Origin of the sequence: Sulfurisoma sediminicola, assembly GCF_003865015.1 — a bacterium.
GTDB classification, from domain to species: domain Bacteria; phylum Pseudomonadota; class Gammaproteobacteria; order Burkholderiales; family Rhodocyclaceae; genus Sulfurisoma; species Sulfurisoma sediminicola.
Genome location: NZ_BHVV01000003.1, coordinates 168,805 through 188,802, shown reverse-complemented (window position 1 = coordinate 188,802; position 19,998 = coordinate 168,805). Strand labels below are relative to the sequence as shown.

The 19,998-nt window shown below is 64.4% G+C and carries 18 protein-coding genes; 12 read left to right on the top strand and 6 right to left on the bottom strand.

The window, feature by feature from the left end:
- Positions 1-24 precede the first annotated feature (24 nt).
- Both EJE94_RS07240 and EJE94_RS07235 read left to right on the top strand, forming a co-directional pair.
- A complete protein-coding gene (locus tag EJE94_RS07240) occupies positions 25-657 on the top strand; it encodes a CBS domain-containing protein (protein ID WP_121242463.1) in 633 nt (210 codons plus the stop codon).
- A 99-nt stretch (positions 658-756) separates the two neighbouring features.
- Positions 757-1,962, top strand: coding sequence for a methyltransferase domain-containing protein (locus tag EJE94_RS07235; RefSeq protein WP_121242465.1), 1,206 nt, complete (start codon positions 757-759; stop codon positions 1,960-1,962).
- A 118-nt stretch (positions 1,963-2,080) separates the two neighbouring features.
- Here EJE94_RS07235 and EJE94_RS07230 read toward each other — a convergent pair whose 3' ends face one another.
- The 5 genes from EJE94_RS07230 to aprB form a co-directional block, all read right to left on the bottom strand.
- The gene (locus EJE94_RS07230) at positions 2,081-4,213 is read right to left on the bottom strand and encodes a nitric oxide reductase activation protein NorD (protein ID WP_121242467.1); all 2,133 of its coding nucleotides are present in this window, start codon (positions 4,211-4,213) and stop codon (positions 2,081-2,083) included.
- On the bottom strand, positions 4,213-5,028 hold the full coding sequence (locus EJE94_RS07225) for a CbbQ/NirQ/NorQ/GpvN family protein (protein WP_121242469.1): 816 nt from the start codon (positions 5,026-5,028) through the stop codon (positions 4,213-4,215). Before EJE94_RS07225 ends, EJE94_RS07230 begins: the two co-directional genes overlap by 1 nt.
- Positions 5,029-5,037: 9 nt before the next feature.
- The gene (locus EJE94_RS07220) at positions 5,038-5,988 is read right to left on the bottom strand and encodes a YkgJ family cysteine cluster protein (protein WP_121242471.1); all 951 of its coding nucleotides are present in this window, start codon (positions 5,986-5,988) and stop codon (positions 5,038-5,040) included.
- A gap of 150 nt (positions 5,989-6,138) precedes the next feature.
- Positions 6,139-8,166 carry an adenylyl-sulfate reductase subunit alpha gene (aprA, locus tag EJE94_RS07215; protein ID WP_121242473.1) on the bottom strand — a complete coding sequence of 676 codons (2,028 nt, stop codon included), beginning with the start codon at positions 8,164-8,166 and terminating at the stop codon, positions 6,139-6,141.
- A 21-nt stretch (positions 8,167-8,187) separates the two neighbouring features.
- Positions 8,188-8,661 (bottom strand): adenylyl-sulfate reductase subunit beta, encoded by a 474-nt coding sequence (gene aprB / locus EJE94_RS07210; protein WP_121242475.1) that lies wholly within the window; start codon positions 8,659-8,661, stop codon positions 8,188-8,190.
- Positions 8,662-9,041: 380 nt separating this feature from the next.
- On the opposite strand from aprB, the gene sat reads away from it, so the two are divergent.
- A complete protein-coding gene (gene sat / locus EJE94_RS07205) occupies positions 9,042-10,232 on the top strand; it encodes a sulfate adenylyltransferase (protein WP_121242477.1) in 1,191 nt (396 codons plus the stop codon).
- A gap of 48 nt (positions 10,233-10,280) precedes the next feature.
- On the opposite strand, the gene EJE94_RS07200 is transcribed toward sat, so the two are convergent.
- Positions 10,281-11,723, bottom strand: coding sequence for a beta-barrel assembly-enhancing protease (locus EJE94_RS07200; RefSeq protein ID WP_121242479.1), 1,443 nt, complete (start codon positions 11,721-11,723; stop codon positions 10,281-10,283).
- A gap of 65 nt (positions 11,724-11,788) precedes the next feature.
- Here EJE94_RS07200 and moaC point away from each other — a divergent pair, with 65 nt between their 5' ends.
- The 9 genes from moaC to EJE94_RS07155 all read left to right on the top strand — a co-directional run bounded on the left by moaC (position 11,789) and on the right by EJE94_RS07155 (position 19,987).
- Entirely contained in the window at positions 11,789-12,283 is a 495-nt protein-coding gene (gene moaC / locus EJE94_RS07195; RefSeq protein WP_121242481.1) for a cyclic pyranopterin monophosphate synthase MoaC, read from the top strand.
- A gap of 106 nt (positions 12,284-12,389) precedes the next feature.
- Positions 12,390-12,863, top strand: coding sequence for a thiosulfate oxidation carrier protein SoxY (gene soxY, locus EJE94_RS07190; RefSeq protein WP_121242483.1), 474 nt, complete (start codon positions 12,390-12,392; stop codon positions 12,861-12,863).
- A 48-nt stretch (positions 12,864-12,911) separates the two neighbouring features.
- Positions 12,912-13,214 (top strand): thiosulfate oxidation carrier complex protein SoxZ, encoded by a 303-nt coding sequence (gene soxZ / locus EJE94_RS07185; RefSeq protein ID WP_243642550.1) that lies wholly within the window; start codon positions 12,912-12,914, stop codon positions 13,212-13,214.
- An 89-nt stretch (positions 13,215-13,303) separates the two neighbouring features.
- Positions 13,304-14,188 carry a sulfur oxidation c-type cytochrome SoxA gene (gene soxA / locus EJE94_RS07180; protein WP_121242817.1) on the top strand — a complete coding sequence of 295 codons (885 nt, stop codon included), beginning with the start codon at positions 13,304-13,306 and terminating at the stop codon, positions 14,186-14,188.
- 12 nt (positions 14,189-14,200) lie between these two features.
- Positions 14,201-14,815: a sulfur oxidation c-type cytochrome SoxX gene (soxX, locus tag EJE94_RS07175; protein ID WP_121242487.1), complete on the top strand. Its 615-nt coding sequence runs from the start codon at positions 14,201-14,203 to the stop codon at positions 14,813-14,815.
- Positions 14,816-14,877: 62 nt separating this feature from the next.
- Entirely contained in the window at positions 14,878-16,596 is a 1,719-nt protein-coding gene (soxB, locus tag EJE94_RS07170) for a thiosulfohydrolase SoxB (protein ID WP_207855805.1), read from the top strand.
- A gap of 129 nt (positions 16,597-16,725) precedes the next feature.
- A complete protein-coding gene (locus tag EJE94_RS07165; protein WP_121242491.1) occupies positions 16,726-17,988 on the top strand; it encodes an efflux RND transporter periplasmic adaptor subunit in 1,263 nt (420 codons plus the stop codon).
- Positions 17,989-18,002: 14 nt separating this feature from the next.
- Positions 18,003-18,755, top strand: coding sequence for an ABC transporter ATP-binding protein (locus EJE94_RS07160; RefSeq protein ID WP_370685658.1), 753 nt, complete (start codon positions 18,003-18,005; stop codon positions 18,753-18,755).
- Positions 18,752-19,987 carry an ABC transporter permease gene (locus tag EJE94_RS07155; protein ID WP_121242492.1) on the top strand — a complete coding sequence of 412 codons (1,236 nt, stop codon included), beginning with the start codon at positions 18,752-18,754 and terminating at the stop codon, positions 19,985-19,987. Before EJE94_RS07160 ends, EJE94_RS07155 begins: the two co-directional genes overlap by 4 nt.
- Positions 19,988-19,998 lie beyond the last annotated feature (11 nt).

Genomic DNA, 19,998 nt, shown 5'->3' with positions numbered 1-19,998 from the left:
CCTGCCCGCCAGCGGAGAGACACCATGGAAAAGTCCGCCTACAAGGCGCTGCCGATGCAGATCATCAAGGAGGGCACCAGCTACCTGCCCCCCGGCGGCGGCGTGCCGCGCCTGATCAAAATGGACTCGCCCGCAGTCGCCGTCATGACCGACCTGTGCCAGGTGCCTGCAGCCACCATCCGCCCGGATGCGACCGCTGCCCAGGCCACCCAGGCGATGATCGCCCGCGGCGTGCGCCTGCTGCTCGTCGTCGATGCCGCCGGCTTCGTCGAAGGTGTGATCACCGCCCGCGATACCATGGGCGAGAAGCCGGTCAAGATGCTCGAGGAAAAGGGCGGCAAGCACGCCGAATTGAACGTTGCCGATCTCATGACACCGCGCGAAAAGATCGAGGCGATCGACATGACCAATGTGCTCAAGTCGATGGTCGGCCACATCGTCACCACCCTGCGCGACTCGGCCCGCCAGCACGCACTGATCGTCGATCGCGACCCGATCACCGGCGAGCAGCGCATCCGTGGCATCTTCTCCGCCACGCAGATCGCCCGCCAACTCGGCATTTCGATCCAGACCTTCGAGGTCAGCAGCACCTTCGCCGCGATCGAATCCGGCGGCGCGCGCTGGGAGTTCGGCAAGCAGGTCGTCTCAAAGAACTGAGCGACAAACGCGATTGCTCGATGACGATGGCGCCTGCGGGCGCCATCTTTTTTCCACCCGTCTTAATCCGCATGCACACCACCGCCACGGAATGCCCCGATGACCCGGCGCATTGACCTCGAGCTCGCGGTGCGCTGGCAGGACCGCCGTGCGCACTATCGCGACCGCCGCATCTTCCATGGCATCGATCCTTCAAACATCCGGATTGGCGAGAGTTCCTTGCACTCCCAACCTAGTCTCGGTGCAGCTGCCACCGTCGCCGAAGGCATGCTGCTCGGCCCCGCCGATGCTCGACTTCGCATCGCGACGGCACGCAGCGACTGGCCGATCGCCCTGGGCGGGCAGCGCATCGAGCCGCGCCCGGGGCGCTGGTTTCCCCGTCTTGTCCTCGCCGGCCGCCAGGATTTCAGCGCGGGAGACCGCGCTCCGATGCGCGTCATCGACGCCGACGCGCAGACCGTCACCGTCGATCTCAACCCGCCGTTGGCCGGCCTGCCCCTGGCAATCGACGCGACGGTGCTATCGTCAGCATCGTCGCAGCCCGCTGCGGCAGCCGGCGACCTCCTGCCGCAGTTGCTGGCCAACGGCCCCGGCATGCAGGCAGTGCTGGCCGGGGGCGCGGCAACCTCGCCGCTGGGCGAGGACTTCGCCCGCAGCGATGAAGGCAGCGACGGCGACTTCTATGCCGCCCCGCGCTTCGTCGACCACCTCGATGCGACGGCCCTGGAACATATGCGCATACTGCATCGGCGCTTCCTTGCACCCGGCATGCGCGTGCTCGATCTCATGGCGAGCTGCAATTCGCACCTGCCGGATGACGCCACCGACATCGGCGTATCCGTATCCGGGCTGGGCATGAACGCCGACGAACTGGCACGAAATCCGAGGCTGGCACAACACGTCGTGCAGGATCTCAATGCCAATCCGACCCTGCCCTTCGCCGCGGCGGAATTCGACACCGTGCTCTGCGCTCTCTCGGTCGAATATCTGGTGCAGCCACTGGCTGTCTTCGATGAGGTCGCGCGGGTGCTCAAGCCGGGGGGTATCTTCCTCGCGAGTTTCTCGGAGCGCTGGTTTCCGCCCAAGGCCATCCGCCTGTGGAGCGAGTTGCATCCGTTCGAGCGCATCGGCCTCGTGCTCGAGTATTTCTCGCGCAGCGGGAAATTTTCCGATCTACACGCCGAATCGCTGCGCGGCCTGCCGCGCCCCCCGGATGACAAGTACTACCGCATGACGAAGCTGTCCGACCCGATCTACGCCGTTTGGGGAAAAGTGCCGCCTACGGCGTCCAACCAGTCAGGCTAGGCAAGCAATGACTTTGCCGACTAACGTCGGCGCGTTGTCGGCGTTGATGAAGCAACTGCGCTACAAGGCGGTCGAGCAAGAAATGCTCTCCTCGCGATAGCGGATGGCGGCACGGCGATCACACCGTGAGCCGGCGGTAGATGTCGGCCACCTTGTACGGCAGGCGCGCCACATCATCGACCACGGTGTAGCGCGCCGCGCCGTAGAGGTGCGGCAGGTAGTCGCGGGCTTCTTGGTCGAGGGTGATACAGAACGGCCGGATGCCGGCGCGGGTGGCTTCGAGCAGCGCGCGCCGTGTGTCCTCGATGCCGTACTTGCCGCGGTAGTTGTCGTGGTAGTCGTCGGGCTTGCCGTCCGACAGCGTGATCAGCAGGCGCGTCTTCGCCTCGACCTCGAGCAGCAGCTCGGTGGCATGGCGGATGGCGAAACCCATGCGCGTGTAGTCCTGCGGCCGCACGCCGGAGATGCGGCCACGCACCGTCTCGTCGTAGGGTTCGTCGAAGCGCTTGATGCGGAAAATCTCGCACTTCTTGCGCGTCATGCCGGAAAAGCCGTAGATGGCATAGCGGTCGCCCAGGGCCTCGAAGGCCTCGCACAGCAGGATCAACGCCGCGCGCTCGGCCTCGTTGATCCAGCCCTGGGTCGAGCCGCTCATGTCGATCAGGAACAGCGCGGCGATGTCGCGCTCCGATCGGTGCAGACGCGACAGCACGCGATCGTTCCATTCCTGTCCGGCGTGATGCTCGGCGATGCTCTCGACCAGCGCATCGAAGTCGACGTCGTCGCCCTCGGTCTGGCGCTTGTCGCGGCGGTCGGCATCGCGCATGGCCTCGAAGGTACGGCGCAGCTGGCGCGCATGCCCGGCATAGCGGCGCAGCACACCGGCGACGAACTCGTCATCCACCGCTGCCACGTCCTTCTCGCGCACAACGCACCAGTTCTTGCGATAGTGCTGGCGGCCGTAGTCCCACTCGGGGAAGAACATCGCGCCCTCCTCATGGTAGGTGCCCTTCCACACCTCGTCGGGGTCTTTCTGCTCGGGCTGGATCAGGCTCGGGTCATACTCGCCTGGGCCGGCGGGTTGCAGGTATTCCGGCGGAATCTCGCCGAGGTCGAGCTGGATCGATGTCAGCAGCTGGCGGATGTCCTCCGGGATCGGCACCGGCGCAGCATCGATGGTCATCTCGAAGCGCGGCAGCTCCATCACCTCGCTTTCCAGTGCCTTGAGTGCAATCTCCGGCGCCAGCGCACCGTCGCGTGGCGCCTGCTGACGTTCCTCGAGCAGGGTGTCGAGCTTCACCCGTAGCAGCATCTTCTCGCGCTCGATACGGGCGGCCATCAGCTCCGCCACCCTTTCGGGGAAGAGTTGCCCCTGCCACGGCGGCACGGCAGGCTCATCGGCATAGGCGCTGGCCAGGAGGTTCAGGGTGTCTTCGACCGTGCTCGCCGGCGCCGCCAGCCGTACCGCGTAGTCCAGCCAGGCCGTGTTCGGCGTCCCGCCAGCGCGCCCCGAAGGAAGTACCCCTGGGGTGCCGACTTTCATGCGGCGCATTTCGCGCGCCAGGCCGGGCAACTCGCGACCGATGCATGCCTCGAGGCGCAGGGTCTCCAGGGAATGGAACACCCGCTGCGCCCGCGCCGGGTCGGGAAAACGGGCACAGTGTGCAAGGACGTCGGCGCGGAAGGTGCCGAAGCGGGTCTGTGCCCAGAGTAGCGTGACCATCGCCTTCGCCAGCTGGAAATTGTCGGAGGCGCTTTCCATCTCGGCGACCACCGGCGGCAGGTACAGCGTCTCGCCGTCGGTCCACGTCGCGTCGCCCTGTTCCAGACGCAGCGCCCGACCGGCGAGGCCGCAAACGAAGCTGCGCAAGATGCCGGCAATGTCGTCGAAAACCGCGCCAGCCGCATGCTCGCGGCCAAGGCGGACGAAGCGCTGCGGGTCACGCAGCACCTCGAGCGCGGCCTTGAGTCCGTCGCGGTCGCAGGCGTCCATCGCCTGCATGATCCACGCTTCGACCGTGCGGGCATCCATGTGGGCGAGCATGGCCGGCACATGGCGCGCCACCATGTGCGCGACATGCACATTGACCGTCGCCGTGCGCTTGACCCAGTCCAGCGCGAACTCGCGCTGCCGCCGCGGCAGCGCGGCGATCGACTCGGCGAGCGGTGCAACCGGGTGGCGCGTGAATTCGGCCTCAAGCCAGCGTTCGAGCAGCGGCTCGATGTCTTGTGCCGTTTCCGGCGTCAACATTAGAAGATCGAGGAAGACATCTCGTGCACCGCCGCCAGCATCTCCGGCTCGTCGGTGACGGCCTGGGCGATGGCGGCGCGGCAGGCGGCCACCGGCGGCACCCCGTCGACGATGAGCTTGCCGGCATGCACCAGCAGGCGGGTCGAGGCCCCTTCATCGAGGCCGCTGCCCTTGAGATTGCGCGTCATCGCGGCGAACTTCACCAGCTTGGCGGCGACATCGGCACCGATGCCGGTCTCGCGGCTGACGATGGCCGCTTCCAATTCCGCATCGGGATAATCGAACTCGAAGGCGACGAAGCGCTGCCGCGTGCTCTGCTTCAGTTCCTTCAGCACGCTCTGGTAGCCCGGGTTGTAGGAGATCACCAGCATGAAGCCCGCGGGGGCATGCACCAGCTCACCGCGTTTTTCGATCGGCAGCACGCGGCGCGAGTCGGCCAGCGGATGGATCACCACCATGGTGTCCTTGCGCGCCTCGACCACTTCGTCGAGATAGCAGATGGCGCCGGCGCGCACGGCAGCCGCGAGCGGGCCGTCCATCCACACCGTCTGGCCGCCGACGATCAGGTAGCGGCCGACCAGGTCGGCGGCGGTGAGGTCGTCATGGCAGGCCACGGTAACCAGCGGCCGCTTGAGCTTCCACGCCATGTACTCGACGAAGCGCGTCTTGCCGCACCCGGTCGGGCCCTTGAGCAGTACGGGCAGGCGGTTGCGCCAGGCCGACTCGAACAGCGGCACCTCGTCGCCGACGGCGTGGTAGTAGGGCTCCTCGTCCAGGATCGCCAGTTGCGGCGAAATCAACTCGACGTCTTGCATGAGGGAACCTCAGTCGCGCGCGCAGCTGGCGCCGTCGTCGTCGCAGACGCCAAGGCCGGAATCTTCCTCGTTGAAGCCTTCCCGGGCCATTTCCTCGTCGAGCTTGGCGCGCTTCTCGGCGGCCTCGCGTTCGATCTCGATCTGGCGCGCCTTCCAGCTTTCCAGCCGTTCCTTGGCAGCTTCCTCGTTGAGCGCGATGCTCTGTTCGCCGAACAGCACCTGCCTGAGAAAGCGGAAGGAAAACTGCAACAACTCGACGTCGTCGGCGAGGATCAGCGTCCGCTCATCATCGGTCATCGCGAACAGCCTGGAAAAAGCCTCGCTTTCGACAAAGCTGTGAAAGGTGTCGATGTCGTAGCTGGCCATGAAGAAAAGCTGTCGGCTCTTGAGCGAAGGCGTGCCGATGGTGGGGCCGGAGGATTTCTTCTTCAGCACCAGTTGGCGCCAGCCGCGGGCCAACTCGTCGTATTCCGGCAGGCCCTGTTCCTTGCGGTAGTCGTCGACGCTGATGCTGCGCGCAACCTCGTGGCCCTTGCAGTGATCTTCCTTGACGATGGCATAGGACTGGCGATCGACATATTCGTCCTGGCGGCGCATCGACAGCAGGGCCACCGGGTAGTAGCGGCAGGCAGTCGGACGATCGGCGTAGACGCCGCAGCCCTCGGGCTGCATGAAGCGGCAGGCGGTACCGTTTTCGATGGGACGCAGCTTGACGCCGGCCATGCCATCCTTTTCCATCTCATAGGGCACGGTGTAGTCGCGCAGGAACTCGGTGGAACTGATGCCGAGGTGCTTCTTGAGGCGGACGATGTCGTAGGGCGTCAGCGAGATGTCGATGTTGGAACAACAGGCGTTCCAGCAGGAAATGCCCTTGTGGCAGGAAAACTGGATCGTGTGGTCGCCGTCGACCATGGTCGGGACGACGGGGCTTTGCGGAAACGGAACGTCGGGCTGGGACATCTCACACCTCTTTGAATCGGTCTGGTTTGCGAAGGACACCTCGCAGCTTACGCTTGAGGTCACCCCTTTGAAAACAAGGCCATCGCCATCGTGAAAAGAAAAACCGGACGCCCCTGCAAGAGGGACGTCCGGTCAGATGCTGCTGGCAGCTTAGTGCGGCGCGGCAGCCTTGAACAGCTTCGACTTGTCGATAAGATCGACGTGGGCACGCTTGAAGCAGGTCCACTTCTTCGACTTCTTGTCGTAGATCGAGTTCACGAAGCAGTGCCAGTTCTTCTCATCGACGAAGTTCTTGTCGGTGCGATAGTAGAAGCCGGGGTAACGGCTCTCTTCGCGGAACTGGATGTGCTTCATGTGGGCTTCGGCCGTCAGGATGCGATGGTAGTTTTCCCAGGCGCGCAGCAACTCGTGCAGATCCTTCGCACGCATCTTCTGGGCGTCTTCCTTCAGCATCTCGAGCTTCTCTTCCGCAACAGCCAACATCTTGTCGTTGGTGTTGTAGTAGGTGGCGCAACCGGCAACGTACTCGTCCATGATCTTCTGCAGGCGGAACTGCAGCATCTTCGGCGTGATGTAGTTGGGGTTGACGTCGATGGCGGTCGTGTAGTCCTTGAACTCGAGGAAGGTGCGGGCCGGCTTCCAGATCGCGTCGGCGATCTGTTCGGTCGTCTCGTCGAACTCCAGCTTGAGATCCGGGTTGTCGAGGCAGTACTTGACCATGGCCTTGGCAGCCAGACGACCTTCGGTATGCGAACCGGAGGAGAACTTGTGACCGGAAGCGCCCACGCCGTCACCGGCGGTGAACAGACCCTTGACGGTGGTCATGGAGCGGTAGCCCCAGTTCCAGCCCTTCGGCAGGTGAGCGGGCACGCCAGCTTCGGTCTCGTCGGTGGGGGCACCGACGTCGGTCGGGCCGGACACCCAGATGCCGCAGCAGCCGGAGTGCGAGCCGAGCAGGTAGGGCTCGGTCGGCATCAGCTCGGACATCTTCTTCTCGGGCTCGATGTTCTCGCCGACCCAGACGCCGCACTGACCGATACACATGTCGAGGAAGTCTTCCCAGGCCTCAGCTTCGAGGTGCTTGACCTCTTTCGGCGACAGGGTCTCGCGCAGCTTGGCCAGCGCGGTGACGGTGTCCATCCAGATCGGGCCGCGGCCTTCCTTCATCTCCTTGAGCATCAGGTGGTTGCGCAGGCAGGAAGCGGGAACGGCGGCCTGCCCGTAGGGCGGGTAGTCGTTCAGCATGTCCTTGTTCTTGGCCATGTAGTCTTCGCCGTAGGCGTTGGCGGCCTTGGCTTTGAACAGCAGGAACCAGGCACCGACCGGGCCGTAACCGTCCTTGAAGCGGGCGGGAACGAAACGGTTTTCCATCATGGTCATCTCGGCGCCGGCTTCGGCAGCCATGGCGTATGTCGAACCGGCGTTCCACACCGGGTACCAGGCACGGCCCGTGCCTTCACCAACGGAACGCGGACGGAAGATGTTTACGCAACCGCCGGCGGCCAGCATGATGGCCTTGGCCTTGTAGATGTAGATCTTGTTCTCGCGCACCGAGAAACCGGCGGCGCCCGCGATTCGGGTGGGATCGTTCTTGTCGTTGATCAGATGCACGACGAAGACACGCTCCTGGATGCGGTCGAGGCCGAGCGCCTTCTTGGCGGCTTCGGCGACGATCCACTTGTAGGATTCGCCATTGATCATGATCTGCCACTTGCCCGAACGCACCGGCTGACCACCGTCCTTCAGCGCGGGCAGGCCTTCCTTGATGGCATCGGCGCCGTCGTGGCGAACACCGGCGGCATCGGTTTTCCAGATGGGCAGGCCCCACTCTTCGAACAGATGGACGGAGTCATCGACGTTGCGGCCGACATCGTAGGCCAGGTCGTCACGGGTGATGCCCATCAGGTCGTTGGAGACCATGCGGGCGTAGTCGGCGGGGTCCTGCTTGTCGCCGATGTAGGTGTTGATGGCGGAGAGGCCCATCGCCACGGCGCCGGAACGGTCCAGCGCGGCCTTGTCGACCAGCTTGATCTTAAGGTCCTTGCCGGTCTCGGCCTTGACGGCCTCGGCCCAGCGCATGATTTCATAAGCCGTTCCGCAGCAGGCCATGCCGCCGCCGACCAGCAGGATGTCCAGTTCTTCCTGGACGACTTCCGGTTTGTCAAAAGTACCAGCCATTTTTTATTCCTCGATCAAAGATTACTTGCGGATCAGTTCGGCGGGGTTGCCGGCACGGAAACCACCCATGACTTCCTTGGTGAAGACGCCGTCGATGTTCAGGTCGGCGAGCTTCGGCATCGGCTTGCCGCCGAACGGATCGATGGAGCCCTCGGGGGTGGTGCGGATCGGGAACTTGAACCGCTTGATGTTGCCGTTGCGGAACTTGATGGTCCACATGATGGAATCGGAACCGCGCATCGGCTGCACCGAGCCGCCCAGCGGCACGACGTCAGCGTAGTGACGGCATTCGATGGCGCCCTGCGGGCAGATCTTGACGCAGGAATAGCACTCCCAGCACTGCTCCGGCTCCTGGTTGAAGGCCTTCATGGCGTGGCCGGTATCGGAACCGTCCTTGTCGAGCTTCATCAGGTCGTGCGGGCAGATGTACATGCAGGCGGTCTTGTCTTGACCCTTGCAGCCATCGCACTTCTCGGTACGAACAAAGGTAGGCATTACTTACTCTCCTTGCTAGCTAACAATCCGCTGTTCTTGTTTTTCAGCGGTCCATTCAGACCCGAACCCAACCTTGGCCGGCGGCGTATCGCGAATCCGCTTCCGGCGGGAACGGTGGCTTTGACTACATCATGAAACAGAGTGAGGCTATCACCTTACTCGCAACAGGATAATCCCGATTTTTGATTGGTGAATAAGGCGCACCAATTGTTTTTTGCGGAATGTTTGATCGAGATCAAATGGCTGGTTTTTTCCGCACTTTGCCCTTGACAACGCCAATTAGACATTGACACCCCCGAAGAAGAATATTTGATCGAAACGCCATTGGGCTTGTTGTATTTTGCCGGCTTCGAAGCCAAACATCGACGGGAGGATCAAGAATGATTAAGCCACACGGTTCCGAGCAGCTGAATCCGCTGTTCGTGTATGACGTAGCCGAGCATCAGGCGCTGACGCATAAGGCGGCGTCGCTGCCCTCGATGCTGCTTTCCTCTGCCGCCGCCGCCAACGCGGTGATGATGGGGTCGGGTTACTTCAACCCGCTGACCGGATACATGAATCTGGCCGACGCCCTTAGCACCGCGGAACACATGAAGACTACCAGCGGCCTCTTCTGGCCCGTGCCGGTCCTGAACCTGACCAAGGACATCAGCGCCATCAAGGGCCACAAGCACATTGCGTTGCGCGACCCCAACGTCGAGGGGAACCCAATCCTGGCGGTCATGGACGTGGAAGCGATCGAGGAAGCCAGCGAAGAGCAGATGCGCCTCATGACCGAGAAGGTCTATCGCACGACGGATCCGGAGCATCCCGGCGTGGCGGCCTTCAACTCCGCCGGTCGCTACTTGGTTTCCGGCCCGATCAAGGTCTTGAGCTTCAGCTATTTCCAGACCGAATTTCCGGATACCTTCCGCACCGCGGTCGAGATCCGCAACGAAATCGCCGAACGCGGATGGAAAAAAGTGGTCGCGTTCCAGACCCGCAATCCGATGCACCGCGCGCACGAAGAGCTCTGCCACATGGCCATGGAGCGCCTCGGCACCGACGGCCTGGTCATCCACATGCTGCTCGGCAAGCTGAAGAAAGGCGATATCCCGGCGCCGGTGCGCGATTCCTGCATCCGCAAGATGGTCGAGTTGTACTTCAAGCCCAACAGCGCGATGGTGACCGGCTACGGCTTCGACATGCTTTATGCCGGGCCGCGCGAGGCCGTCCTGCATGCCGTGTTCCGCCAGAACATGGGTGCCACGCACTTCATCATCGGCCGCGACCACGCGGGCGTGGGCGACTACTATGGTCCCTTCGACGCGCAAGCCATCTTCGACGATGTGCCCAAAGGCGCGCTGAAGATCGAGATGTTCATGGCCGACAATACCGCCTGGTCGAAGAAGCTCGGTCGCGTGGTGATGATGCGCGAAGCTCCGGGCCACACCAAGGAAGACTTCATCACGCTGTCCGGCACCAAGGTGCGCGAGATGCTCGGCCGCGGCGAAGCGCCTCCGCCGGAGTTTTCCCGCCCCGAGGTTGCAAAGATCCTCTCGGACTACTATCAGAGCCAGGATAAGGCCTGATGTGCATATCGGCTGCGGCATCCCCGCCGCAGCCGGCACAGCACGAACCTAGCGGCGGCGCATTTCCTCGGCCTGCTGGCGCTTGAGTTCGCGCAGGCGCGCGTCGATCTGCGCCTGGTCGTAGAAATCGCCGTCCCGTGCCTGTTGCGCGAATTGCAGCTGTTCGATGGCGGCGAGCAGCTGGCCGTTGGCGACATAGACCTCGGCCTGGGTGCGGTGCTGGCGCGCGACCTTGCCCAGCAAGGCATAGGTCTTCGCCAGCAGGCCGAGCATCCGGGTGTCGGAGGGATAGAGCTGGACATCGGCAACGCCGAGTTGCTGCGCCTCGTCCAGCCGCCCGGCGCCGAGCAAGGTCTCCATCAACGCGTAGGACACGGCGCGCTCCTGCGGATAGCGCTGCGCCGCGGCACGCAAGAGGCGAAAGGCGCCGTCGGCGTCTCCCTGCTGCCGACGCAACTCGGCGGCGAGCGTCTCGACCATCGGTGACGCCGCCTTGAAGCGGCGCGCCTGTCCCAGCTCACGCTCGGCCCCGGCCCAGTCCTTCAAGCGGGTCAGTGCCACCGCATAGCCGTAATAGGCGGCCGGCTCGGAGCTGAACTTGCGCTCCTTGACCAGGCTGGCGAAGTGGGTGACCGCTTCGCGCGCATCATCCTCCTGCGCTTTCAACTTGGCGCGCACCAGAAGGAAGTCGAGCGAGTCGGGAACCTGTCGGTAGGGCCGCTGCGAAATGCGGTTGCCCATATCGGCGATGCGCTCGGTCGTCAGCGGATGGGTGCGCAGGTAGACCGGCGCGTTGTTCTCGTAGAGCCGGCCGAAATTCTGCAGTCGCTCGAAGAAGCTGCCCATGCCGCGGATGTCGTAACCCGAATTTTCGAGCAGATTGATACCGAGGCGGTCGGCCTCGCGCTCGAAGTCGCGCGAGTAATTGAGCTGGCTCTGCAACCCCGCGGCCTGGCCCGCCATCATTGCCCCGGTGGCAAGCTCGCTGTTGCTACGCGCCGCGAGAACGGCGACGGCCAACGCCAGCATTGACACTAGCTGCGCCTGGCTCTGCTTGCCCACCATGCGGGCAAGATGATGCTGGGTGACATGGGAGATTTCGTGCGCAATCACCGATGCCAGCTCCGATTCGGACTGCGCCGCGGCGATCAGGCCGGTATGGACACCGATGTAACCGCCGGGCATGGCGAAGGCGTTGAGGGTGGAATCGCGCAGCACGAAGAACTGGAAATCCTGCCGCGCCTCACCGCTGTGCGCCACTAGGCGCATGCCGAGACGGTTGAGGTAGCCCGTAATCTCGGGATCATCGAGATAACTTGCCTCGCGCAGGCGGATGTCGCGAAAGATCGATGCACCGATCTGCTTTTCGGCCTGTGGTGACAGATCGACCTGAGCGACGTCCCCGAGGTCCGGCAAGCCCTCGGCAACCGCAGCGGGTGCCAGGGCCAGCATCGCGGCGGCGAGTGGTGGAATAAGCCAAGGAAGGCGCATGGCGGCTATGATAGCGTTTCGGGCCGGAAGTTCGCCGGTCGCCAAACACGGGGATTTGTAAGCGCATGTCACAAGCTGCCCTGACCCACTTCGACAAGGCTGGCCAGGCACACATGGTCGACGTCGGCGCCAAGGCCGAGACGGAACGTGTCGCCCGTGCCGCCGGCACCATCCGCATGCAGCCGGCGACCCTGGCTTTGATCAAGGCCGGCGACGCCAGGAAGGGCGACGTGCTCGGCATCGCCCGCGTCGCGGCCATCCAGGGCGCCAAACGCACCTCCGAGCTGATCCCGCTCTGCCACCCGCTGCCACTGACCCGCGTCGCCGCCGAGTTCGTCATCGACGACGCCAACAACAGCGTGACCTGCGAGGTTACGGCACAAACCGTAGGCCGCACCGGCGTCGAAATGGAGGCGCTCACCGCCGTCTCGGTCGCGCTGCTGACCATCTACGACATGCTCAAGGCCGTCGACCGCGGCATGGTCGTCGGCGAACTCCGCCTGCTCGAAAAAATGGGAGGCAAATCAGGCCATTGGCGTGCCGCCAGAGCCGACATTTGAGGTGTCGACTGGATTTTTTCATATCGTAGGGAATAATCCCCTACGTTGCTGCGTCTTACGCTACAACCATTTGCATTGATGAATGAATTTCAACCCAGGAGGAACGATGAACATTCTGCGTAGAACCGTGCTCAAGGGCGCCAGTGCCAGCGGCGTGCTGGCTGCCGCGCTCACCGCCGGCCTGCTCAAGCCCACCCAGGTGCTAGCCATGGAGTGGAACAAGGCCGCCTTCGAAGCCAAGGACACCCCCGCCGCCATGAAGGCCGTCGGCGCCGCCTCCACCGCCGAAAGCAAGGACCTCAAGCTCAACGCGCCCGACATCGCCGAGAACGGCGCCGTGGTGCCGGTCGATGTCACCAGCAACATTCCCAACACCATTTCGATCGCTGTCTTCATCGACAAGAATCCGTATCCCCTCTCGGCGGCCTTCAACTTCGCCAACGGCGCCATGGCCGACGTTGCATTACGCCTGAAGATGGGCCAGACCTCCATCGTGCGCGCCGTGGCCAAGACCTCCGACGGCAAGTACTTCACGGCCAGCAAGGAAGTCAAGGTCACCGCCGGCGGCTGCGGCGGCTGAGCGAACCCTCACGAATTCGAAAAGGAAAGAGACGCTATGGGAAGCCCAATGAAAGTTCGCGCCCAGATGAAGGGCGATTTTGCCGACATCAAGATCCTCATGAGCCACCCGATGGAAACGGGCCAGCGCAAGGATCCGAAAACCAACCAGACGATCCCCGCAGTGTTCATCCAGCAGTTCACCGTGGAAGTCGGCGGCAAGGTCGTGGTGCAGAGCGAGACCGGCACCTCGATTTCGACCAACCCGGTGTTCGGCTTCAAGGTCAAGGGCGCCAAGGCCGGCGACAAGGTCGTGGTCAAGTGGCAGGACAACAAAGGCGATTCGCGTACCGACGAAGCCACCGTCGCCTGATTCAACGCTGTACCAGAGGGACGGAGCCGCGACTCCGTCCCGATAACAAAATCAGGCGGGACACCAAGCCCGCCCCAATGGAGGAAGGAATGAGACAAGCGCTCGTTGCGGCCGCGGCATTCGCCCTGGCCATCAGCCCCGCAATCGCCCAGGACAAGCCGGCAGCCGCCGCCAAGCCCGCAGCTTCCAAGAAAGCCGCCAAGCCCTCCGCCGCCCCGGTCGAGGAAAAGGACGCGGCCACCCTCGAGTTCGAGAAGTTTCGCGCCAAGATGATCGAGGAAGGCAATCCGGCCGAACTGTTCGAGGCCCAGGGCGAGGAAATGTGGAAGACGAAGCGCGGCCCCAACAACGTCTCGCTCGCCGAGAGCTGCGACCTCGGTCTCGGCGTCGGCGTCGTCAAGGGTGCCTACGTGCAGATGCCGCGCTATTTCGCCGACGCCGGCAAGGTGATGGATGCCGAGCGCCGCATCGTCTGGTGCATGGTCGAGAAGCAGGGCTTCAAGGAGGCTGACCTCCACGCCAAACCCTTTGCCTCCGGTACCTATACGCCGGAACAGACCTCGCTGGTCACCTACGTCGCCGCCAACTCGAAAGACATGAAATTCGCCGTACCGATGAAGGATCCCCACGTCAAGGACGTCTACGAGGTCGGCAAGGAAGTGGTCAAGCACCGCGCCGGTCCCTACGACTTCTCCTGCAACACCTGCCACGGTGCCGATGGCAAGCGCATCCGTATGCAGCAGCTGCCCAACATCTCGACGCAGAAGGGGGCAGCAATGGCCGTCCTCGGCTGGCCCGGCTATCGCATGACCGGCAATGTCATGCTCACCCACCAGTGGCGCATGGGTGACTGTTTCCGCCAGCAGCGCTTCCCTGAGCCGAAATACGCTTCGGACACCGTCACCGCCCTGCTGACCTACATGACCGCCAACGCCAACGGGGTGACCTACACCGGCCCGGGCATCAAGCGCTAACAGGGAGACAACATGAAAACTACCGCACGCAATTCGCTGGTGGCGATGGCCATGATTGCCGCCGCGCCCGCAGCATTCTCCGATTCCGACCATCGCGCCAAGGCGCTGGTCATGATGAAGCAGGATTTCGTCACCAAGGGCCAGGCCACGGCCGACCGCATTTTCGAGGACGGACTCCAGGCCATCTGCAACCGTACCGGCAACCAGCCGCCGGCCGACATCACCAAGCGCCTCGAGGCCGACCAGATGGCAGGCGTGAAGTATCCCGCCGACGGCAAACTGATGGGCGACTGGAAGGAAGGCGAGAAGATCGCCCAGTCCGGTCGTGGCTTCACCTGGACCGACGAGCCGGGACTCCCGGTAGGTGGCAACTGCTACAACTGCCACCAGATCGCGCCGAAGGAGACGTCGTTCGGCACCGTAGGCCCCAGCCTGTTCCATTTCGGCAAGCTGCGTGGCAATACGGCGGACATGCAGAAGTACGTCTACAGCAAGATCTACAATGCCAAGTCCTACAACGTCTGCTCCGAGATGCCGCGCTTCGGCCATGTCGGCGCACTCAGGCCGGAGCAGATCCGCCATCTGGTAGCGTTGCTGCTCGATCCCGAGTCGCCGGTCAACAAGTAACACGCCGTCCGACAGGAAGCCTGGCCGCGGCCAGGCTTTTTTGACCCCAAGGAGTCCGTTCCATGTCCTCGATGAACCGCCGCGAATTCCTGCAGATTCTCGCCGCCGCATCCGCCGCCGGCTTCGCCCTGAACTCGCGCGACCTGCTCGCCGCGCAGGGCGCCGACAAGTTCTACGACCTGCCGCGCTACGGCAACGTGCATTTCCTGCATTTCACCGATTGCCATGCGCAGTTGCTGCCGATCCATTTCCGCGAGCCGAACGTCAATCTCGGCTTCGGCAGTGCGGTCGGCAAGGCGCCGCATCTCGTCGGCGAGCACCTGCTCAAGGCCTTCAACATCAAGCCGGGCAGCAGCGAGGCGCATGCCTTCACCTACCTCGACTTCGAGCAGGCGGCCAAGACCTATGGCAAGGTCGGCGGCTTCGCCCACCTCGCCACTCTGGTGAAGCAGGTCCGCGCCGGCCGTCCCGGCGCGCTGCTGCTCGACGGCGGCGACACATGGCAGGGCTCGGCCACGGCGCTATGGACCAAGGGCCAGGACATGGTCGATGCCTGCAGGCTGCTCGGCGTCGACCTGATGGCCGGCCACTGGGAGTTCACGCTGGGCCACGAGCGCGTCAAGGAGATCGTCGAGAAGGACTTCAAGGGGAAGATCGAGTTCCTCGCCCAGAACATCAAGACCACCGACTTCGGCGACCCGGTGTTCTCGCCCTATTCCCTGCGCGAGATGAACGGCGTCAAGGTGGCGGTGATCGGCCAGGCCTTCCCCTACACGCCGATCGCCAACCCGCGCTGGATGGTGCCGGACTGGACCTTCGGCATCCAGGACGAGAACATGCAGAAGGTCGTCAACGAGGCGAGGGCCAAGGGCGCGCAGGTCGTCGTCGTTCTCTCCCATAACGGCATGGATGTCGACCTCAAGATGGCTTCGCGCGTCACCGGCATCGACGCCATCATGGGCGGCCACACCCATGACGGCGTGCCCCAGCCGGTGCAGATAAAGAACGCCAAGGGCGTTACGTTGGTGACCAACGCCGGCTCCAACGGCAAGTTCCTCGGCGTGCTCGATTTCGACGTCAAGGGCGGCAAGGTCTCCGGCTTCAAGTACCGCCTGCTCCCGGTGTTCGCCAACCTCCTGCCGGCTGATGCCGAGATGGCCGCGCTGATCGACAAGGTGCGCGCACCCTACAAGGCCAAGCTTGACGAGAAGCTCGCCGTCTCCGAGGGCCTGCTCTACCGCCGCGGCAACTTCAACGGCTCCTGGGACCAGCTGATCCTCGACGCGATGATGGAGGTGCGCGGCGCCGAGATCGGCTTCTCGCCCGGCTTCCGTTGGGGCACCACCATCCTGCCGGGGCAGGCCATCACCTTCGAGCACCTGATGGACCAGACCGCCATCACCTACCCGACCTCGACGCTCTCCGAACTCACCGGCGACCAGATCAAGGGCGTCCTCGAGGATGTCGGCGACAACCTGTTCAATCCCGACCCCTACTACCAGCAGGGCGGGGACATGGTGCGCGTCGGCGGCCTGACCTACGCCTGCAACCCCAACGCCAAAGCCGGCAGCCGCATCAGCGACATGCGCCTCAACGGCCGGCTGCTCGACGCCACGCGGAAATACAAGGTCGCCGGCTGGGCGCCGGTCGGCGAAGGCGTCAGTGGCGAGCCGATCTGGGACGTTGTCGGGAAGTGGCTGCGCGACAAGAAGGTCGTGACACCGCGCCAGCTCAACCAGCCCACGCTCATCGGCCTGGAGAAGAACCCAGGCCTGGCCTGAGCGCCGCTGCGCCGCGCCGCCAGCGCCGTCCCAAGGGATACCGCTCCGCACAAATTTTTCCGGTGGCACGGCAACACGCCGTTACAGCTTCGTCCGCGTCACCCTATGGCCATCCGCTAGAATGGCCGCATGAATCGACGCAACCTCGTCATCGGACTCGCAGGCGTGCTGGTGCTCGGCGGCGGCCTCGTCGCCTGGAAGTGGCTGGGACCGAGCGCGGATGCAGCTCCCTACAAATTCGCCAAGGTCGAACGCGGTGCGCTGACGGCGGCAGTCGCCGCCACCGGCACGCTCAACCCGGTGGTCTCGGTTCAGGTCGGCTCGCAGGTCTCCGGGCAAATAAAGGAAATACTCGTCGATTTCAACTCGACGGTGAAGGAAGGGCAACTGATCGCCCGCATCGACCCGGAAACCTTCCAGCAAAAAGTGCGTCAGGCCGAGGCCGACATCGACGCCGCGCGCGCGGCCGTCAACGTCCAGCGTGCCCAGCAACTCCAGGCCAAGGTCAATCAGATGGAGGCCGAGCGCGATTTCGAGCGCAAAAAGACTCTGGTCGAGAAGAGCTTCATCTCGCCGGCCGAGCGCGACAAGGCGCAGACCACGCTCGATGCCGCCAAGGCCCAGGCGCAGGTGGCCGAGGCCCAGGCCAAGAACAGCGAGGCGCTGGTACGGCAGCGAGAGGCGCAGCTGGCACAGGCCAAGGTCGACCTCGATCGCACCGCGATCCGCTCGCCCGTGGACGGCATCGTCGTCAAGCGCAGCGTCGATACCGGGCAGACCGTCGCGGCGAGCCTGCAAGCGCCCGAGCTGTTCATCATCGCCAAGAATCTCACCGACATGCAGGTCGAGACCTCGATCGACGAGGCCGACGTCGGCCGCGTGCGCCTCGGCCAGAAGGCCACCTTCACCGTCGACGCCTTCCCCGGCCGCAATTTCGAAGGCGAAGTGATGCAGGTACGCAAGGCGGCGCAGGTCGTTTCCAACGTCGTCACTTATACGGTCATCGTCTCGGCCGCCAATCCGCAGCTCAATTTGCTGCCCGGCATGACCGCCAACGTGCGCATCGTCACCGCCCAGAAGGACGCGGTGCTCAAGGTGTCCAATGCGGCGCTGCGTTTCAAGCCACCGCAGAATGCCGAGGAGGCCAAAGCCGGCAACGCAAAGCCGGAACGCGCCGGCAAGGGCTCCGGCGAGCCGGGCAAGGGACGCAGCGGCAAGCTCTGGTTGCCGGGCAGCAATGACCAGCCCAAGGCCGTCGAGGTACGACTCGGCATCACCGACGGCACCGCCACCGAGCTGCTCTCCGAGGAAGTTGCCGAAGGGGCGCAGGTGATCGTCGGCGGCGGGCCGACGACGAAGGCGGCGACGCCGCCCGGCATGCGCCTGTTCTGACCGGAGATCGCGCCATGTCCCCGGCTTCCGGCGCGCCGCTGATCCGCACCGCCGGTCTCGCCAAGGAATACCGCATGGGCAGCACCACCGTGCACGCCCTGCGCGGCATTTCGCTCGAAATCGCCGCCGGCGAATTCGTCGCCGTGATGGGCCCGTCCGGCTCGGGCAAATCCACCTTCATGAACCTCCTCGGCTGCCTCGACCATCCGAGCGGCGGCGAATACTGGCTCGGTGGCGAGGAGGTCTCGCGCCTCAGCGCCGACCAACTCGCCGCCGTCCGCAACCGCAAGATCGGCTTCGTCTTCCAGCACTTCAACCTGCTCGCGCGCACCAGCGCCGTCGACAATGTCGCCCTGCCCCTGCTCTATGCAGGCATCCACGGCGCCGATCGTCACCAGCGGGCCGCCCACAGGCTGCGCCAGGTCGGCCTCGGCGACCGGCTCGACCACCAGTCGACGCAGCTTTCCGGCGGCCAGCAGCAGCGCGTCGCCATCGCCCGTGCCCTCGTCAACGACCCGATGCTGGTCCTTGCCGACGAACCGACCGGCGCGCTCGACTCGCGCACCAGCGTCGAGATCATGGCCCTGCTGCAGGCGCTCAACCGCGAAGGCATCACCATCGTCCTCGTCACCCATGAGCACGATGTTGCCGCGGCCGCCTCGCGCATCGTGAGCTTCCGCGACGGCCACGTCGTGGAGGATCGCACCAACGATGCCGTCGACGCTGCGGCGACGCTGGCCGCCCTGCCAGTCGTGGAGACCGCATGAATTTCCGCGCAACCCTGCGCATCGCCCTGGCCGCGCTGCGCGTGAACAAGATGCGCTCGGCGCTGACCATGCTCGGCATCATCATCGGCGTGGCGGCGGTGATCGTCATGATCGCCGTCGGCAACGGCGCCCAGGCGCGTGTCGAGGACCAGATCCGCAGTCTCGGCTCCAACATCATCATGGTCTTCTCGGGTGCACCGCTCTCGGGCGGCGCCCGCGGCAGCGCCGGCAGCCAGCAGACCATCACCGAGGACGACGCCTACGCCATCGGCCGCGAACTCGAGGAAATCGCAGCGGCCGCGCCCAGCCTGCGCGGCAGCGGTCAGGTCGTCGCCGGCAACGCCAACTGGTCGACCAGCTTCTTCGGCATCACGCCGGACTACCTTGACGCACGCGAGTGGCCGATCGGCGAGGGGCGGGGCTTCGAGCAGGCGGAAATGAACAGCGCCGCCAAGGTCGCCCTGATCGGGCAGACCGTGGCGAAGAACCTGTTCGGCGACGCCACGCCGCTGGACCAGGTGATCCGCGTGCGCAAGGTGCCACTGACGGTGATCGGCATCCTCGACAAGAAGGGCCAGAACATGATGGGGCAGGACCAGGACGACGTGATCCTGATGCCCATCTCGACCGCGCGCAAGCGCGTCCTCGGCGCTTCGGCCATGGCAAAGTCCCGCAGCGTCGGCTCCATCACCGTCAAAATCCGCCAGGGCACCGACATGAAGGCGGCCGAGGAGAAAATGCGCGACCTGCTGCGCCAGCGCCACCGCCTGCAGCCGGGCCAGGACGACGACTTCTTCGTGCGCAACCTCTCGGAAATCCTCCAGGCGCAGGAGGCCTCATCGAAAGTGCTGGCGATGCTGCTCGCGGCCGTCGCCTCGGTCAGCCTGCTGGTCGGCGGCATCGGTATCATGAACATCATGCTGGTCTCGGTCACCGAGCGCACCCGCGAGATCGGCCTGCGCATGGCCGTCGGCGCCCGCGGCCGCGACATCCTCTCGCAGTTCCTGGTCGAGGCCGTCACCCTCTCGCTGATCGGCGGCATCGTCGGCATCATCCTCGGCGTCGGCGGCTCCTTCCTCGTCGGCGAACTGGCCGGCTGGCGCACCGAGTTGTCGGTCGCAGCGATCGGCCTGGCCGTGGGCTTCGCCGCGGCGGTCGGCATCTTCTTCGGCTACTACCCGGCGCGCAAGGCGTCGTCCCTTCTTCCCATCGAGGCATTGCGCTACGAATAAGGCGACGTGAC

What these genes read in the sequence shown, in the direction of transcription:
- soxB (WP_207855805.1), top strand. Translation starts at nt 14,878, where the DNA reads ATGTCCTCGATGAACCGCCGCGAATTCCTGCAGATTCTCGCCGCCGCA.
- sat (WP_121242477.1), top strand. Translation starts at nt 9,042, where the DNA reads ATGATTAAGCCACACGGTTCCGAGCAGCTGAATCCGCTGTTCGTGTAT.
- EJE94_RS07225 (WP_121242469.1), bottom strand. Translation starts at nt 5,028, where the DNA reads ATGCAAGACGTCGAGTTGATTTCGCCGCAACTGGCGATCCTGGACGAG.
- aprA (WP_121242473.1), bottom strand. Translation starts at nt 8,166, where the DNA reads ATGGCTGGTACTTTTGACAAACCGGAAGTCGTCCAGGAAGAACTGGAC.
- aprB (WP_121242475.1), bottom strand. Translation starts at nt 8,661, where the DNA reads ATGCCTACCTTTGTTCGTACCGAGAAGTGCGATGGCTGCAAGGGTCAA.
- soxY (WP_121242483.1), top strand. Translation starts at nt 12,390, where the DNA reads ATGAACATTCTGCGTAGAACCGTGCTCAAGGGCGCCAGTGCCAGCGGC.
- EJE94_RS07235 (WP_121242465.1), top strand. Translation starts at nt 757, where the DNA reads ATGACCCGGCGCATTGACCTCGAGCTCGCGGTGCGCTGGCAGGACCGC.
- EJE94_RS07230 (WP_121242467.1), bottom strand. Translation starts at nt 4,213, where the DNA reads ATGTTGACGCCGGAAACGGCACAAGACATCGAGCCGCTGCTCGAACGC.
- EJE94_RS07240 (WP_121242463.1), top strand. Translation starts at nt 25, where the DNA reads ATGGAAAAGTCCGCCTACAAGGCGCTGCCGATGCAGATCATCAAGGAG.
- EJE94_RS07200 (WP_121242479.1), bottom strand. Translation starts at nt 11,723, where the DNA reads ATGCGCCTTCCTTGGCTTATTCCACCACTCGCCGCCGCGATGCTGGCC.
- EJE94_RS07155 (WP_121242492.1), top strand. Translation starts at nt 18,752, where the DNA reads ATGAATTTCCGCGCAACCCTGCGCATCGCCCTGGCCGCGCTGCGCGTG.
- EJE94_RS07160 (WP_370685658.1), top strand. Translation starts at nt 18,003, where the DNA reads ATGTCCCCGGCTTCCGGCGCGCCGCTGATCCGCACCGCCGGTCTCGCC.
- moaC (WP_121242481.1), top strand. Translation starts at nt 11,789, where the DNA reads ATGTCACAAGCTGCCCTGACCCACTTCGACAAGGCTGGCCAGGCACAC.
- soxA (WP_121242817.1), top strand. Translation starts at nt 13,304, where the DNA reads ATGAGACAAGCGCTCGTTGCGGCCGCGGCATTCGCCCTGGCCATCAGC.
- soxZ (WP_243642550.1), top strand. Translation starts at nt 12,912, where the DNA reads ATGAAAGTTCGCGCCCAGATGAAGGGCGATTTTGCCGACATCAAGATC.
- EJE94_RS07220 (WP_121242471.1), bottom strand. Translation starts at nt 5,988, where the DNA reads ATGTCCCAGCCCGACGTTCCGTTTCCGCAAAGCCCCGTCGTCCCGACC.
- soxX (WP_121242487.1), top strand. Translation starts at nt 14,201, where the DNA reads ATGAAAACTACCGCACGCAATTCGCTGGTGGCGATGGCCATGATTGCC.
- EJE94_RS07165 (WP_121242491.1), top strand. Translation starts at nt 16,726, where the DNA reads ATGAATCGACGCAACCTCGTCATCGGACTCGCAGGCGTGCTGGTGCTC.